Here is a 16,062-nt window from a genome sequence, read left to right as displayed (position 1 = left end):
CCACCGGCCCGTCCGCCCCCGCCCCCGCCGACGTCCTGATCCTCGGCGCCTCCTTCGCCGGCCTCGCCGCCGCCACCGCCCTCGGCCGCAGTCTCCGCGACGTCCTCGTCGTCGACGGCGGACCTCCGCGCAACGCACCCTCGCCCGGTGCCCACAACGTGCTGACCCGCGACGGCGTCCCGCCCACGGAGCTGGTGCGCCTGGCGCGCGCCGAGGCCGAGGGCTACGGAGCCCGGGTGGTCGAGGGCGAGGCGGTCCGCGCCTCCGCGGGTGCCGAGGGCGTGACCGCGACCCTCACCGACGGCTCGGTCCTCCGCGCGCGCCGCCTCCTGCTCGCGACCGGCGTCCGCGACCTGCTGCCGGAGATCCCCGGGCTCGGCGCCCGCTGGGGACGGGACGTCCTGCACTGCCCCTACTGCCACGGCTTCGAGGTGCGCGGCCGGCGGATCGGCGTGCTCGGCAGCTCGTTCGCCGGGCACCAGGCGCAGATGTTCCGTCAGCTCAGCGACCGGACGTCGATCCTGCTCCACGGCGCACCCGCGCCCGTCGGCGACGAGGCGGCGGCGCTGGCCGCCCGCGGGATCGCTCTCGTGCCGGGCCGCGTCGAGAAGGTCCTCGTCGAGGACGACCGCCTGGTCGGCGTGGTGATCGACGGTCGGCGGCACGAGCTCGACGCGCTCGTCGTCGGCCCGCGGGTCGAGGGGCGGCTCCCCGAGGGGCTCGGCCTCGAGCTCGCCGACCACCCGTCGGGAGTCGCGCGGCACCTCGCCGTCGATCCGATGGGCCGGACCGGCGTCGCCGGGGTCTTCGCCGCGGGCTCGCTGGTCGAGCCCATGGCGCAGGTCGTCGCCTCGTCCGCCGACGGGCTGCGCGTGGGCGCGGCGATCAACCACGACCTGATCGAGGAGGAGATCGCCGCCGCGCTGCGGGCCGCCTGACGCGCGCTCAGCGGCGGCGGTACTCCAGCTCCGGGCGGCCGGGGGAGCCGTAGCGGGGCGCGCGGTCCGCCACTCCGGAGTCGGCGAGGTGCTCGAGGTAGCGGCGGGCCGTCACCCGCGAGATGTCGAGGCGGGTGGCGAGCTCGGCCGCCGAGAGGCCGACGGGGCCCAGCAGTGCGGTGACGGCCTCGAGGGTCTGAGCCGAGAGCCCCTTGGCCAGACCCGGGGCGTTGGAGGTGCGGAGCGCCGCGAAGGCCCCGTCCACCTCGTGCTGGCTGGCGACGTCGGCGCCGTGCATCCGCTCGCGGTACGACCGGTAGCTGGCGAGCTTGGCGGCGAACGCGCTGAAGACGAACGGCTTGATCAGGTACTGCACGATGCCGGCGGCGACGGAGGCGCGCACGTTCGCGGCGTCGCGGACGGCGGTGATCGCGATGACGTCGACGTCCAGGCCCGCCGCCCGGACGGCCCGGCAGAGGTCGAGGCCGCCCATGTCCGGCAGGTTCATGTCGAGCAGGATCAGCGCGATGCCCGGGTCCGCGCGCAGGGCCCGGATCGCCTCCGCGCCGCTGCCGGCGACCGCGGCCACCTCGAAGCCGTCGACCCGCCGGACGTAGTCGGCGTGGGCGCTCGCGGTCAGAGGCTCGTCCTCGACGACGAGCACCCGGATCACGACGCCACCCGCGCGGGCAGCGGCAGCTGCACCGTGAACACCGCGCCGACGTGGCGCGAGACCTCGATCGAGCCGCCGAGCCGCTCCACCACCTGCTGCACCAGCGCCAGGCCGATGCCGCGGCCGAAGCCGTCCGACTCCTTCGTCGAATAGCCGCGCGCGAAGACGTCGGCGGCGCTCGCGACTCCGGGGCCGCTGTCCGACACCTGCACCACCAGCTCGCCCTCCGCGAGGCCGAGGTAGACCTCCACCCACGGCTCGCGGTCCGGAGCGGACGAGGCGGCCGCGTCGAGGGCGTTGTCGATCAGATTGCCCAGCACCGTCACGAGGTCCCCGGGCTCCAGCCCCTGCGTGCCGGGCTCGAGGTGCGTCTCGAAGTGCAGCTCGACGCCGCGCTCGCGGGCCTGTGCGGCCTTGCCCAGCAGCAGGGCGGCGATCACCGGCTCCTGCACGGAGCCGAGGACCCGGTCGGCCAGGCGCTGGCTGAGGTTCAGCTCGCCGGCGGCGAACGCGAGCGCCTCGTCGGGGCGGCCGAGCTCGATCAGCGACGCGATGGTGTGCAGGCGGTTCGAGAACTCGTGGGTCTGCGAGCGCAGCGCGTCCGAGAGGGTGCGCAGCGACTCCAGCTCGCCGCTCACCCGCTGCAGCTCGGTGCGGTCCCGGAGCGTGACGACCGTGCCGAGGGGGCGGGCTCCGGGGGAGGCGGCGGGCCGCTCGTTCACCACGAGGATCCGCTCCCGGGCCACGACCAGGCGGTCCGAGACGGGCTCGTCGTCCTGCAGCAGCTCGCGCAGGGCGACGGGGAGATCGAGCTCGGCGACCGGCACCGGCGTCCGCACGCCCTCGAGCCCGAGCAGCTCCAGCGCGTGGTCGTTGGCGAGCACCAGCCGGCCGCGATCGTCGACCAGCAGCAGCCCCTCCCGCACCGAGTGCAGGACGGACTCGTAGTAGGCGAAGACCTGGCTCATCTGCTCCGGGCCCCGCCCGCCCGTGACGCGGCGCAGGTAGCGGGCGAGGAGCCACGAGCCGAGCGCGCCGAGCGCGACCGCCCCGAGCGCGCCCCACGCGACGACCTGCACGCGGGCGGCGAAGGAGGCGTCCACGGCCGAGAGCGTGACGCCCGCCGACACGAGCGCGACGACCGCGCCGTCGGCGTCCTCGATCGGCGCGACGGCGCGGACGGAGGGCCCGAGCGTGCCGGTGTACGTCTCGGTGAAGGTCCGCCCCTCCAGCGCGGGCTCGATCGTGCCCTGGAACGGCAGGCCGATCCGGTCGCGGTCGCGGTGGGTGTACCGGGTGCGGTCGGGGGCCATGATCGTGAGGAAGTCGACGCCGGTGTCCCGCATGACCTCTTCGGCGTACGGCTGCAGGCTCGCGGAGGGATCCGCGCCGGCCGTCGACTCGAGGACGAACGGATTGTCGGCCACCGTCCGCGCCACGACGAGGCTCCGCTGGGCGGCCTCGTCGCCCGCCCGGCTCCGCGCGTCGAGGGCCAGCACCGCGACGGCCGCCGCGGCGATCAGCAGGATGCTCAGCAGCTGCACGGCGAACAGGCGCGCGGCGATGCTGCCGCGCGGTCCGCGTGCGCTCGGCGTCCTGACCATGCCACTCCCTCGTGAGCGAGCGCTCGGGGCGCCCCGCCGTGAACAGTATGAACGCAACCGTGCCGGGCTCCGGAGGCGGGGCCACCATCGTCCTACCCCCTCACCTCGACGAAGAGAAGGACACCCCCATGGCGAAGACGCCTCAGACGCCGTCCGACCGGCTGATCCCCGCGGTCACCCCTCCGAAGACCCGGCGGCGCATCGACCGGAACCACTGGCTCTACATCGCCGTCATCATCGCCGTGGTCGCCGGCGTCGTGGTCGGACTCGTCGCTCCCGCCTTCGCGGCGACGCTCGAGCCCGTCGGCAAGGCCTTCGTCGGACTGATCAAGATGATGATCGCGCCGATCATCTTCTGCACCATCGTCATCGGCATCGGCTCCATCGCGAAGGCCGCCACGGTCGGCAAGGTCGGCGGACTCGCTCTGGGCTACTTCATCGTGATGTCGACCTTCGCCCTCGCGATCGGCCTCGTCGTCGGCAACATCCTGCACCCGGGCGAGGGCCTCGACATCTCGAGCGCCACCTACGACACCAGCGACCTCAAGGCCGAGAGCACCAGCGACTTCGTCCTCGGGATCATCCCCGTCTCGCTGTTCTCCTCGCTCGTGGACGGCAGCATCCTGCAGACCCTCTTCGTCGCGCTGCTCGTCGGCTTCGCGCTGCAGAAGATGGGCGCCAAGGGCCAGCCGATCCTCGGAGCGATCAAGCAGCTCCAGGTCCTGGTCTTCCGCATCCTCTCGATGGTGCTCTGGGTCGCCCCGATCGGCGCGTTCGGCGCCATCGCCGCGGTCGTCGGCAAGACCGGCTGGGGAGCGGTCGTCGCTCTCGCCACCCTGATGATCGGCTTCTACATCACCTGCGCGATCTTCGTGGTCGTCGTCCTCGGCCTGCTGCTGCGCCTGGTGACCGGCGTCAGCATCTTCTCGCTGATGAAGTACCTGGCCCGCGAGTACCTGCTCATCGTCGGCACCTCCTCCTCGGAGGCGGCGCTGCCCCGCCTGATCGCGAAGATGGAGCACCTCGGCGTCTCCAAGCCCGTCGTCGGCATCACCGTGCCCACCGGCTACTCCTTCAACCTCGACGGCACGGCGATCTACCTCACGATGGCGTCGCTGTTCATCGCCTCGGCCACCGGAGCGCCGATGTCGATCCCGGAGCAGATCGGCCTCCTCCTCTTCATGATGATCGCCTCGAAGGGCGCCGCGGGCGTCACCGGAGCGGGCCTGGCCACGCTGGCCGGCGGCCTCCAGTCCTTCCGCCCCGACCTGGTCAACGGCGTCGGCGTGATCGTCGGCATCGACCGCTTCATGTCCGAGGCCCGCGCGGTCACCAACTTCACCGGCAACGCGGTCGCCACCCTTCTCGTGGGCACCTGGACCAAGCAGATCGACATGGTGCAGGTCCGCGAGGTCCTCGGCGGGCGCTCGCCCTTCGACGAGACCACGCTCGGAGCGGACGAGCACGAGGCCCCCGCGTCGGGCACCTCGATCACCGAGGGGATCGCCTCGATCCAGGACTCCGACGAGGCGTCGCGGATGCGTGCGGAGATCGCGGCCAAGCGCTAGCCGATCCGATCGCGACGGCCCCGCCTCCCGGAACCGGTCCGGGAGGCGGGGCCTCCGTCGTACGCGGGTCAGTGCCTCCGCACCCCGAGCAGAGGCAGGGTCACCGAGCAGAGCGGCCCGATCAGCACCGCGAAGAGGAGGGTGCCGAGGCCGGCGTCGCCGCCGAGGGCCCAGCCGATGAGCAGCACCGTGAGCTCGACGCCCGAGCGCGCCACCCAGATCGGCAGGCCCGTGCGGGTGTGCAGGCCCAGCATCAGTCCGTCGCGGGGCCCCGGACCGAGGTGGGCGCCGATGTAGATCCCGCTCGCGACCGCCAGAAGCACGAGGCCTCCGGCGAAGAGCAGGCCGCGGGCCCACCACTCGTCCGGCGTCGCCAGCACGCGCAGCCCGACATCGATCATCGTGCCGACCACGAGCACGTTCAGCACGGTGCCGAGACCGGGCCGCTGTCGGAGGGGGATCCACAGCAGCAGGACGAGCAGGCCGATCACGTTCGTGAGCAGTCCGATCCCGAGCCCGGTCTGGTGCGCGACCCCCTGGGCGAAGACGGTCCACGGGTCCACGCCGATCGCCGCGCGGATCATCATCGCGTCGGCGAATCCGTAGAGGATCAGGCCCACCAGCAGGCGCGGCACGGGTCGGAGGCGCCACTGGCCCGCTGGGGGAGCGGCGGCGGCAACGGGAGCGGTGAGGGTCATGGACTCATCACAGCGCGACATTGGCCTTCTTCGCGCGGTCCAATCCGGCTACCTTGGACGCATGGCTGATGTCCACTTCGGCGCGCGCGCCCTGCAGACCCTCCTCGGCGACTGGCGCGAGCAGCGCGGCACCCGGCCCGCCTACCTCGCTCTGGCCGACCGGATCCGCCTCCTCGGGATCGACGGCCGCATCCCCGCGGGCAGCCGCCTGCCCGCCGAGCGCGAGCTCTCGGCCCGCCTCGGCGTCAGCCGCACGACCGTGGCCGCCGCGTACCGCGAGCTGCGCGACAGCGGCTACCTCGTCAGCGTGCGCGGCTCCGGCAGCGTCACCCGCCTGCCGGGAGCGGCCGTGCACGCGGTGCCCTCGCTCGCGCCGGACTTCCTCGACTTCACCAAGGCGGCCCTGCCCGCCGTCCCCGAGCTGGCCGAGGCGTACACCCGCGCGGCGCAGGCGGCCCCCGAGCACTTCGACTCCGGCTCCTACGACACCGTCGGCCTGCCGGTGCTGCGCCGCGCGATCGCCGAGCGCTACACCGCGCGGGGTCTGCGCACCGAGCCCGGCCAGATCATGGTGACCATCGGCGCGCAGCACGCGATCGCGCTCGTCGCCCGCACCCTGCTCGCGCGGGGCGACCGGGCGCTGATCGAGGCCCCGACCTACCCGCACGCCTACGAGGCCCTCCGGCTGGCCGGCGCGCGGCTCGTGCCGGTGAACGTCGACGGGGCGGACGGCTGGGACGGAGAGGGCCTGATCGCCGCGCTGCGCGGCACGAGCCCGAGCCTGGCCTACCTGATGCCCGACTTCCACAACCCGACCGGCCGCTCCATGGCCCCCGAGCTGCGGGAGCGGGCGATCGCCGCCGCGGCCCGGCAGGGGACCCTGATCATCGCCGACGAGACGACGGCCGAGCTCGACATCGACCGGCGGATGACGCCGCTGCCGTTCGCCGCCTACGGGCCCGAGGGGACGGTGCTCTCGATCGGCTCCGTCGGCAAGACACTGTGGGGCGGCATCCGGATCGGCTGGATCCGCGCCGAGCGGGCGGTGATCCGCAAGCTGGCGCTGGCGCGCTCGGCGAGCGACCTCGGCACGCCGATCCTGGAGCAGCTCCTGGTCGCGGACATGCTCGGCCGTATGGACGGCGTGCTGGAGCTGCGGCGCTCGCAGCTGCGCGCCGGCCGCGACCACCTCGAGGCGGCCCTGGCGCGCGCGATCCCGGAGTGGAGCGTGCCGCGGGTCTCGGGCGGCCTCTCCACCTGGGTGGGCCTGGGCCGGCCGGCGAGCTCGCAGCTGGCGCTCGCCGCCCGGACGGCGGGCCTGCTGATCACCGCGGGCCCGCGCTTCGGGATCGACGGCGCCTTCGAGCGGTTCCTCCGCATCCCGATCGGCTACTCGCCCGAGGCGACCGACCGGGCCGTGGAGGCGCTCGCGACGGCGTGGGCGCAGGTCGCCCGGCACCCGGCGGCCGACCCGGGGTACCTCGCCGACGTGGTCTGAGGTGGAGTGCCCGCCGGGCGTGTGAGATCGTTCTCTCATGAGCGACGGGTACGGCTACCTGCTGGTCCACTTCGTGGAGGACCGGACCGGCCACAGCGAGAAGATCTTCCTCTCGCTCAGCCGGGGCGACGATCCGCTGCGCTGGCGCGCGCTCGGGCCGGTGCTGGAGTGGACCGGCGGCACGGGCGGCGTCCGCGACCCCCACATCGTCCGCGGGCCGCGGGGCTTCCACCTCGTCGCCACCGATCTCCGCGTCTGGCGGCCCGAGGGCCCGGACTGGGACCTCTACCGGCACCGGGGGAGCCGCGACCTCGTGGTCTGGGACTCCCCGGACCTCCTCGAGTGGTCCGAGCCGCGCGCGGTCGCCGTCGCTCCCGAGGGCGCGGGCATGGCCTGGGCGCCGGAGTCCGTCTACGACCCGGTCTCGGGCGACTTCCTCGTGCACTGGTCCTCCGGCCTGGCAGAGGACGGCGACCCCGCCACCGGCGAGACGGGCGACAGCCGCATCCTGATGTCCCGCACGCGCGACTTCCGCACGTTCACCGAGCCCGAGACCTACCTGCGGCTTCCCGGCGGAGTGATCGACATGACGCTGCTGATCGAGGGCACGGCCGTCCACCGCTTCGCCAAGCAGCACGACGAGGCCCCCGACACGATGCAGGTGTTCCAGCAGGTCGGCTCCTCCCTCCTCGCGGACGACTTCGCCACCGTCGCCCGGGGGATCGGGCAGGAGCTCGGCCCGAGCATCGAGGGGCCGCTGGTCTTCCGGCACCACCGCGAGGAGCGCTGGTCGCTCTGGGTCGACCAGTACGCCCTCCGCCCCTACGGCTACCGCGCCTACACGAGCACCGACCCGGCTTCGGGCCGCTGGGAGCTCGCGGAGGAGTTCGACCTGCCCGAGGACACCAAGCACGGAGCGGTCCTCCCGCTCACCCGATCCGAGTACACGGCGCTCGACGAGTGCCACCCCGCCTGAGAGGCCCCGCATGACCGACTTCAGCCCCCGTCTCGCCGACGCCCTCGTCACCGTCCTCGGTGCCGACGGCGCTCCGCTCGCCCACGCCGACGTGACGGTCGAGCAGCGCCGCCACGCCTTCGCCTTCGGCTGCACCCCTCCGAGCACCGACCCTGCGCGCGCCGAGGAGCGCCGGCTCTGGCTCGACCTGTTCGACACGGCGACGCTCCCCGTCTACTGGGGCCGCTTCGAGCCGGAGCGCGGCCGCACAGCGACGGAGGAGGTGCTCGCCGAGGCGCGCGCGCTCGCCGCGGACGGCGTCCGGCTGAAGGGGCACCCGCTGGTCTGGCACTACGTGAAGCCGGAGTGGCTCGACGCGCTGCCGCTGGACGAGGCCGAGCAGCTCCTCCGCGCGCGCATCCGCCGGGAGGTGGGCGCCTTCGCCGGGCTGATCGACACCTGGGACGCGATCAACGAGGTCGTCATCATGCCGCGCTTCGCGAACGAGCCGGACGGCGTGACGAACGCCGTCACCCGCCTCGCCCGCGAGAAGGGACGCGTCGGCATGGTCGAGCTGGCCTTCTCGGAGGCGCGCAGCCTCGGCACCGGACCGGTGCTCGTGCTGAACGACTTCGACCTCGGGCCCGAGTACGAGCGGCTGATCGAGGACGTGCTCGAGGCCGGGATCCGGCCCGATGCGATCGGCCTGCAGTCGCACATGCACCAGGGGTTCCGCGGGGAGGAGCAGATCACGGCGATCTGCGACAGGTTCGCGCGCTTCGGCCTGCCGCTGCACTGGACCGAGACCACCCTCGTCTCGGGTGAGCTGATGCCCGCCGAGATCGAGGACCTCAACGACCACGTGGTCGAGGACTGGCCGACCACTCCGGAGGGGGAGGCGCGGCAGGCGGACGAGATGGTGCGGCACTACGAGACGCTGGTCGCGCATCCGGCGGTCGAGGCGATCACCTACTGGGGCTTCGACGACGCCGGCGCCTGGCTCGGAGCGCCGGGCGGGTTCCTCCGCCGCGACGGGAGCCCGAAGCCGGCCTACGAGGCGCTGCGCTCGCGGATCCGCGGGGACTGGTGGCTCGAGCCGACGGTGCTCCGGACGGACGCCGAGGGGCGCGTCGGCGTCCGGGCCTTCGCCGGGGACTTCGCGCTCTCGAGCGCGGGGGCGGGCGCTGCAGTGAGCCTCCCCGTCGGGTCGTCGACGGCTGAGGTCCGCCTGGGCTGAGGGCGTCCGGGGCCGGCCGGTGGCGCCGGTCGCCCCGTCGCGCGCCCCGGAACGCCGCGTCCATCCCAACACTCAGTCGGCTGATGGAAGACTCGGAGGGTGCATCTCCTCGCGGTCCTCAGCATGAAGAACCGGGCGCTCATCGCGCTCGTCACCGTCGTCATCGCCGTCTTCGGCGGAGTCGCCCTGACCGGGCTCAAGCAGGAGCTCGCGCCGTCGATCTCCTTCCCGCAGCTCGCCGTCGTCACGTCCTATCCGGGCGCCGCTCCGGAGGTGGTCAACGACGACGTCTCGACGCCGATCGAGACCGCCATCCAGGGGGTGCCGGGGCTCGAGACGACCAGCGCGACGTCCTCCACGGACTCCTCCCTCATCTCGGCGTCCTTCACCTACGGCACCGATCTCGCCACCGCCGAGCAGAAGATCCTGCAGGCGATCAACCGGATCAAGAGCACGCTCCCGGACGGCGTCGACCCGCAGGTGGTCACCGGCTCCCTCGACGACCTGCCGGTGCTGCAGCTCGCCGTCTCGAGCGACGGCGACGCGGACGCGCTGGCCGAGCGCCTGCGCACCACGGTCATCCCGGACCTGGAGAAGGTCGAGGGCGTGCGCGAGGCGGCGCTCGTCGGCGAGACCGCCCAGCGCGTGACGATCACCCCGGACGACGCGGCGCTCGCCGCGGCCGGCCTCTCGACCGGCGACATCCGCTCGGCCCTGCAGCAGAACGGCGTGCTCGTCGCGGGCGGACAGATCACCCAGGACGGCTCGACCTTCTCGGTGCAGTCGGGCGTCAAGCTCGACTCGACCGACGCGATCGCGGCGCTGCCGCTGCTGCCGTCCGCAGGTGCCTCCGCGGGTGCGGGCGGCGCCGGTGCGTCAGCGGGCGCGGGTGCCTCCGCGGGCTCCGGCGCTTCGGTCGGCGGCTCCGACGTCGGAGCGGCGGCGGGAGGCGCGGCCGTGACCGCGGAGCCGACGGTCACCACCCTCGGCTCCGTCGCGACGGTCGCCGTCACCGACGCCCCCGTCACCTCGATCTCGCGCGTCAACGGCCAGCCCGCCCTGACCCTCTCGATCACCAAGCTCCCGGCCGCGAACACCGTCGACGTGTCGACCGGCGTGGCCGCGCTGCTCCCGGACCTCGAGGAGTCGATCGGCGACAACGCCGCCTTCACCCCGGTCTTCGACCAGGCGCCCTACATCCAGGAGTCGATCGCGTCGCTCGCGCAGGAGGGGGCGCTCGGCCTCGTCTTCGCCGTGCTGGTGATCCTGCTGTTCCTGCTCTCGGTGCGCTCGACCCTCGTCACGGCCATCTCGATCCCGACCTCGGTGCTGATCACCTTCATCGGCCTGCAGACGGCCGGCTACACCCTCAACATCCTGACCCTCGGCGCGCTCACCATCGCGATCGGCCGTGTGGTCGACGACTCCATCGTCGTGATCGAGAACATCAAGCGGCACCTCGACGCGGGCGAGGACCGGGCCCGGACCATCGCGGTCGCCGTCCGCGAGGTCGCCGGCGCGATCACCGCCTCCACGATCACCACGGTCGCGGTGTTCCTGCCGATCTCGTTCGTCGGCGGCACCACGGGCGAGCTGTTCCGGCCCTTCGCGCTGACCGTGTCGATCGCCCTGCTCGCCTCCCTCGTGGTGGCGCTGACGATCGTGCCGGTGCTGGCCTACTGGTTCCTCCGCCCCTCGAAGCGGCCGGCGGTGCGCCAGGCCGCGCAGGCGGCGCTCGCGGAGGAGCGCGCGGCGGCCGGAGGGGCACCCGCCTCGGGCGTCCCGGCCGACACCGCCGCGCCGGTCGAGGAGGCCCCGCACCACGGCGCCCACGCCGCTCCCCGCCGGGCGCGCGGGCTGCAGTCGGTCTACGGCCCGATCATCCACTGGACGCTGAAGCACTCGGTCGTCACCGTCCTCCTGGCGCTGCTCGTGCTCGTCGGGACCGGTGCGCTGTACCCGCTGATGAAGACGAACTTCCTCGGCTCCAGCGGGCAGGACACCTTCACCGTCACCCAGACGGTCCCCGTCGGCCAGAGCCTCGACGCGCAGGACGCGACGGCGCAGCAGGCGAGCACGGCGATCCTCGGCGTCGACGGCGTCGAGACCGTCCAGCTCACCGTCGGCTCCTCCGGCGGCCTGCAGAGCGCGTTCGGCGGGGGAGGCGGCGGCACCTCGATCCGCTACTCCGTCACCACCGACGAGTCGGCCGACCAGGAGGCCGTGCAGGCGGACGTCCGCGACGCGCTGTCGGGCGTCGCCTCGGCCGAGGACATCAGCGTCGCCGCCTCCTCCGGCTTCGGCGCCTCCTCGGACATCGAGGTCGACCTCTCGACCGCCTCGCAGAGCGACCTCCAGAGCGCGAGCGATCAGCTCCTCGAGGCCCTGCGCGGGACCGACGGGATCAGCCAGGCCGAGAGCAACCTCTCCTCCTCGCTGCCCTACATCGCGGTGCGGGTCGACCGCGACGCCGCGGCCCGGGCGGGTCTCAGCGAGGTCGCCGTGGGCACGATCGTCAGCCAGGCGCTCCAGCCCAGCCAGGTCGGCAGCGTCGTGATCGACGACCGCACCCTCTCGATCTACCTGGCCGACGGGCAGCCGCCGGCCACCGTGGACGAGCTGCGGAACCTCGAGGTGCCGACCCTCACCGGCACCGTCGCGCTCTCCACCCTCGCGGCGGTCGAGCAGACGGACGGTCCGGCGAGCATCACCACCGAGCGTGGCCAGCGCACCGCGACCATCACCGTCACCCCGGAGGGCGACGACCTCGCCTCGGCCAACGTCGCCGTGCAGAACGCGATCGACGCGACGGCGCTTCCGGCCGGTGTCGACGCCTCCCTCGGCGGAGTGACCGCCGACCAGGCCGACGCGTTCTCGCAGCTGGGCATCGCGCTGCTGGTCGCGATCCTGATCGTCTACGTCGTGATGGTGGCGACGTTCCGCTCGCTCCTGCAGCCGCTGCTCCTGCTCGTGTCGGTGCCGTTCGCGGCGACCGGCGCGATCCTCCTGCAGGTGATCACCGGCGTGCCGCTGGGCGTGCCGTCCCTGATCGGCGTGCTGATGCTGATCGGCATCGTCGTCACGAACGCGATCGTGCTCGTGGACCTGGTGAACCAGTACCGCGACCGCGGGATGCCGGTGCGGGAGGCGCTGCTGCACGGCACCGAGCGGCGGCTCCGGCCCATCCTGATGACCGCCCTCGCGACGATCTTCGCCCTGCTGCCGATGGCGCTGGGGATCACGGGCCACGGCGGCTTCATCTCGCAGCCGCTGGCGATCGTCGTGATCGGCGGCCTGGTGTCCTCGACGGTGCTGACCCTCGTGGTCCTGCCCGTCGTCTACAACCTGGTCGAGGGGTATCGTGAGCGGCGGCGTGCCGCCCGCGCCGGGAAGGCGTCGGCATGACGGACATCAGGGATGCGGCCGAGACGGTCGGCTCGCGCTGGCGCAGCGGCCCGGAGCGCGCCACCGCGGTCCTCGACGAGATCGGTCCGGAGCGCTTCGTCGCCCGCGACTTCCGCCCGGGCACACTCCGGCACCTCGTCCTGATCCGCTTCCGCCCGACGGCGCTGGTCGCCGAGGCGGACGAGGTCACCCGCCGCTTCCTCGCCCTGGCCGACGAGTGCGTCCGCGACGGACGGCCCTACATCGAGTCGATCGAGACCGGGCCGCAGCTGAGCATCGAGGGCGCGGGCGAGGGCTTCGACCGCGCGTTCCTGCTGACCTTCTCCTCCGAGGGCGACCTGCACTACTACCTGGGCCGGCCGGCCGTCGAGGACCCCGCGCACTGGGATCCGGCGCACGACGCGTTCAAGGAGTTCGTCGGGCCGTTCGTCGACACGGCCGGCATCGTCGCATTCGACTTCCGACCCGAAGAGCACTGATGGCGACTCCCGACTTCGTGCTGCGGCTGCGCGAGCGGATCGGGACCGAGCTGCTCTGGCTCACCGGCGTGACCGCGGTGATCCTCCGCGAGGAGCCGGCGCTCGAGGTCCTGCTCGTCCGGCGCGCCGACACCGGCGCCTGGACGGCCGTCACCGGGATCATCGACCCGGGCGAGACCGTCGCCGGGACCGCCCGCCGCGAGGCGCAGGAGGAGGCGGGCGTCGAAATCGAGGTCGAGCGCCTCGTGCAGGTGCACACCCTCCCGCCGATGCAGTACCCCAACGGGGACCGCTCGCAATACCTCGACCACGTGGTGCGCTGCCGCTGGATCTCGGGGGAGGCCCACGTCGCGGACGACGAGTCGACCGAGGTCGGCTGGTTCGCGCCCGACGCGCTGCCGCCGATGTCGGACGAGCACCGCGCCCGGATCCAGCGGGCGCTGTCGGACGAGCAGGGCTGCTCGATCGACTGACGGCGGGGGTGCGCGCCGGACGAGGGCGGGGCCGCCTCCCGGGAGCGGCACTCGGATCGGAGCGGGCGTCCTGCCGTGTCGGCCTCCGACCGGACGGGCCCTCGGGCCGGGCTCCTCGGACCGGGCACGCCTCGGAGCGGGCGCTGCTCAGACCGGACGCGCGAAGCAGAGCACCGCGTCGTCGCCGACGTGGGCTCCGAAGCCGTCGATCGCCGTGAAGCCGAGCGCCCCGGCCGCTGGGGCGAGCTCCGGAGCGGCGGCCAGGCGCAGCGTGCGAATCCGCTGCACCCGCGCCCACGACTCCGCCGCCGCGACGAGCCGTCGGGCGACTCCCGTGCGCCGGTGGACGGAGGCGACCACGAGCTCCAGCACCTCGGCGAAGTCGTCCGGGCCGGGAGCGAGCACCAGCACGCCGGCCGCCGCCCCGTCGATCCGGGCGATCAGGACGCGGGCGTGCGGGGGTGGGACCGCGGCGAGGAGGCCCTCCGCTGCGGCTGCGTCCTCGAGGCGGACGACGACTCCGCTCACGAGCCCAGGTGGGCGCGGAGGAACTCGACGACCCGAGCACGCAGAGCGTCGTCGAGGAGCGCGATCGAGTGCAGCGAGCCGGGGAGGACGAGGAGGTCGACGCTCGAGCCCGCTCCGCGCAGCGCCTCCGCGAAGCGGGTCGACTGGCTGAGCGCGACCCGCTCGTGCGCCGCGTGCGCGATGAGGAACGGCGGCTCGGAGCCGTCCACCTGCGCGAGGGGCGAGGCGGCGGTCGCAGCGGGGCAGGAGGCGAGGTCCGCGCAGTCGAGGTAGCTGCGCACGGCGGCCGCGACTCCGACCACCGGTTCGTCGTCGGCGAGGCCGGCGGCGCTGAGATCGGAGGGGCCGCTCAGGTCGACCACGGCGGCCAGGCGCGACGAGGTCGCCGGCAGCGTGCCGATCAGAGAGGCGAGGTTGCCGCCGGCCGAGCCGCCGAAGGCCGCCACCTGCTCCGGATCGATGCCGAAGCGCGCGGTCTGCTCCGGCTCGAGCAGCCAGTCGAGGGCGGCCGTCACATCGTCGAGCTGCGCGGGGAACACGGCGGCGGGCGCGAGGCGGTAGTCGACCGAGACGGCGACGAATCCCTCCGATCCGAGCCACTGGCAGATCGGGCGCCAGTTCGCGTCGGCCTTGCCTCCACGGGCCCAGCTGCCGCCGTGCACGACGAGGACGGCGGGCCGCGGCTCCGCCGACGGGGCAGGGGAGGAGCAGACGTCGACGCTCTGCCCGGTGCTCGCGTCGTAGACGACGTCGGCCGTCACGCTCACGCCGGACCAGTCGGGTGCGGGTGCCGCTCCGAGCGCCTGCGCCACCGGCTCCGAGACGGGAGTGGTGCTCGCGCAGCCCGAGAGGAGGAGTGCGAGGGCGGCCAGGACCGCGGCGACGCGTCGCGGGGATCGGGTGGGCTCGCGCATAAGTGCGATCAGCGTACGGGGTGCCCGGCGCCCCGGATGCGGCACCCCCGCGATCAGGGGGTGCCGGGCTCGCGCTGCAGCCGGACCAGGACGACCCCCGCGAGGATCAGCGCGCCGCCGCCGAACTGGATCGGCGCGGGCAGCTCGCCGAGGATCAGCCACGCGGCCGCGATCGAGAACAGCACCTCCGTCAGCCCGACGAAGGAGGCGATCCGCGTGCCGAGACGGCGTCCGCCCTCGATCCCGAGCAGATACGCCAGCACCGTCGACATGCCGAGGATCACGCCCGCGGGGAGGAGCCAGCTGACCTCCGCTCCGACGAAGACCACCTCTCCGAAGGTCGCGCGCAGCGGTGTGACGCCGAGCGCCCCGAGTGCCAGCAGGATCGCGGTGCCGACCGTCATCGCCCCCGCCGTGAGCGCGATCGGCGGCAGCTCCGGATCCACCCGGCCGGCGATGACGTAGTAGACGCACAGGCCGAGCGAGGCGGTCAGCGCCCAGGCGATGCCGACCAGCTCGGGGGTCGACTCGCCGGACAGGTCGAGCACGAGCACCAGGCCGCCGAGCGCGAGCGCGGAGCCGGCGAGGGTGAAGCGGCCGGGGTGCCGGCGCGTGCGCGCCCAGGCGAAGAGGACGAGGAACACCGGCGCGAGGTACTCGATCAGCAGGGCGACGCCGACCGACATGTGCTCGATCGCGCTGTAGAAGCAGAGCTGCGCGGCGATCACGGCGAAGACTCCGTAGAGGGCGATCGTGCCGAGGTTGCGGCGGAGCACGGGCCAGCGGCCGCGGAGGGACAGGATCGCCGGGATCGCGAGGATCAGGGCCGCGCCGCCCGCCCGCCAGAGGACCGCGGACGCCGGCGTCCAGCCCGCCTCGAGGAGCGGCTTCACGAACGGCCCGCCCAGACCGAACGCCGCCGACGCGGCCAGCGCCGCGACGAGGCCGGAGCCGAGGCGCCGTGCAGGCGCGGGCGCGCTCGCGGCGGGGAGGGTGACGGCAGCAGTGCTCTCGGCGGTCATGGCCGGCTCCTTCAGGAGTCAAAAGGATTACACTCGTGACAGCGAGCTGATCGCACACTACTGAGCCGCA

General features: G+C 73.6%; 14 protein-coding genes. 8 read left to right on the top strand and 6 right to left on the bottom strand.

Annotation, left to right across the window (positions count from 1 at the left end; translation table 11 throughout):
- Positions 1-938 (top strand): NAD(P)/FAD-dependent oxidoreductase (locus tag C5B92_RS10585; RefSeq protein ID WP_308471283.1); only part of this gene is annotated, 938 nt, incomplete at its 5' end.
- A 7-nt stretch (positions 939-945) separates the two neighbouring features.
- Here the strand turns inward: C5B92_RS10585 and C5B92_RS10580 are convergent.
- Positions 946-1,611 (bottom strand): response regulator, encoded by a 666-nt coding sequence (locus tag C5B92_RS10580; RefSeq protein WP_104223809.1) that lies wholly within the window; start codon positions 1,609-1,611, stop codon positions 946-948.
- On the bottom strand, positions 1,608-3,215 hold the full coding sequence (locus tag C5B92_RS10575) for a sensor histidine kinase (protein WP_104260395.1): 1,608 nt from the start codon (positions 3,213-3,215) through the stop codon (positions 1,608-1,610). The genes C5B92_RS10580 and C5B92_RS10575 overlap by 4 nt, the downstream gene beginning before the upstream one ends.
- 128 nt (positions 3,216-3,343) lie before the next feature.
- On the opposite strand from C5B92_RS10575, the gene C5B92_RS10570 reads away from it, so the two are divergent.
- Positions 3,344-4,783: a cation:dicarboxylate symporter family transporter gene (locus C5B92_RS10570; protein WP_104223811.1), complete on the top strand. Its 1,440-nt coding sequence runs from the start codon at positions 3,344-3,346 to the stop codon at positions 4,781-4,783.
- A gap of 68 nt (positions 4,784-4,851) precedes the next feature.
- Here C5B92_RS10570 and C5B92_RS10565 read toward each other — a convergent pair whose 3' ends face one another.
- The gene (locus tag C5B92_RS10565; protein WP_374952930.1) at positions 4,852-5,481 is read right to left on the bottom strand and encodes a YitT family protein; all 630 of its coding nucleotides are present in this window, start codon (positions 5,479-5,481) and stop codon (positions 4,852-4,854) included.
- Between the two features lie 61 nt (positions 5,482-5,542).
- On the opposite strand from C5B92_RS10565, the gene C5B92_RS10560 reads away from it, so the two are divergent.
- The 6 genes from C5B92_RS10560 to C5B92_RS10535 all read left to right on the top strand — a co-directional run bounded on the left by C5B92_RS10560 (position 5,543) and on the right by C5B92_RS10535 (position 13,528).
- On the top strand, positions 5,543-6,979 hold the full coding sequence (locus C5B92_RS10560; RefSeq protein ID WP_104257666.1) for a PLP-dependent aminotransferase family protein: 1,437 nt from the start codon (positions 5,543-5,545) through the stop codon (positions 6,977-6,979).
- A 37-nt stretch (positions 6,980-7,016) separates the two neighbouring features.
- Positions 7,017-7,955, top strand: a complete 939-nt coding sequence (locus tag C5B92_RS10555; protein ID WP_104274512.1) for a glycoside hydrolase family 43 protein — start codon at positions 7,017-7,019, stop codon at positions 7,953-7,955.
- Between the two features lie 10 nt (positions 7,956-7,965).
- On the top strand, positions 7,966-9,171 hold the full coding sequence (locus C5B92_RS10550) for an endo-1,4-beta-xylanase (protein ID WP_104246897.1): 1,206 nt from the start codon (positions 7,966-7,968) through the stop codon (positions 9,169-9,171).
- Between the two features lie 99 nt (positions 9,172-9,270).
- Positions 9,271-12,576: an efflux RND transporter permease subunit gene (locus tag C5B92_RS10545; RefSeq protein WP_104255318.1), complete on the top strand. Its 3,306-nt coding sequence runs from the start codon at positions 9,271-9,273 to the stop codon at positions 12,574-12,576.
- Positions 12,573-13,055, top strand: coding sequence for a Dabb family protein (locus tag C5B92_RS10540; RefSeq protein ID WP_104249875.1), 483 nt, complete (start codon positions 12,573-12,575; stop codon positions 13,053-13,055). Before C5B92_RS10545 ends, C5B92_RS10540 begins: the two co-directional genes overlap by 4 nt.
- Positions 13,055-13,528 carry an NUDIX domain-containing protein gene (locus tag C5B92_RS10535; RefSeq protein WP_104255317.1) on the top strand — a complete coding sequence of 158 codons (474 nt, stop codon included), beginning with the start codon at positions 13,055-13,057 and terminating at the stop codon, positions 13,526-13,528. Before C5B92_RS10540 ends, C5B92_RS10535 begins: the two co-directional genes overlap by 1 nt.
- A gap of 147 nt (positions 13,529-13,675) precedes the next feature.
- On the opposite strand, the gene C5B92_RS10530 is transcribed toward C5B92_RS10535, so the two are convergent.
- Genes C5B92_RS10530 through C5B92_RS10520 form a run of 3 tightly spaced genes read right to left on the bottom strand, consistent with a single transcriptional unit; the run spans position 13,676 to position 15,992 of the window.
- The gene (locus tag C5B92_RS10530) at positions 13,676-14,056 is read right to left on the bottom strand and encodes a GNAT family N-acetyltransferase (protein ID WP_104255316.1); all 381 of its coding nucleotides are present in this window, start codon (positions 14,054-14,056) and stop codon (positions 13,676-13,678) included.
- Positions 14,053-14,970, bottom strand: a complete 918-nt coding sequence (locus C5B92_RS10525; protein WP_104255315.1) for an alpha/beta hydrolase — start codon at positions 14,968-14,970, stop codon at positions 14,053-14,055. The genes C5B92_RS10530 and C5B92_RS10525 overlap by 4 nt, the downstream gene beginning before the upstream one ends.
- 53 nt (positions 14,971-15,023) lie before the next feature.
- A complete protein-coding gene (locus tag C5B92_RS10520) occupies positions 15,024-15,992 on the bottom strand; it encodes a DMT family transporter (RefSeq protein ID WP_104255314.1) in 969 nt (322 codons plus the stop codon).
- Positions 15,993-16,062 lie beyond the last annotated feature (70 nt).

The organism is Rathayibacter sp. AY1A4 (assembly GCF_002930955.1).
GTDB lineage: Bacteria > Actinomycetota > Actinomycetes > Actinomycetales > Microbacteriaceae > Rathayibacter.
The sequence above is the reverse complement of the archived record's forward strand: the minus strand, read 5'-3'. Positions and strand labels throughout refer to the sequence as shown.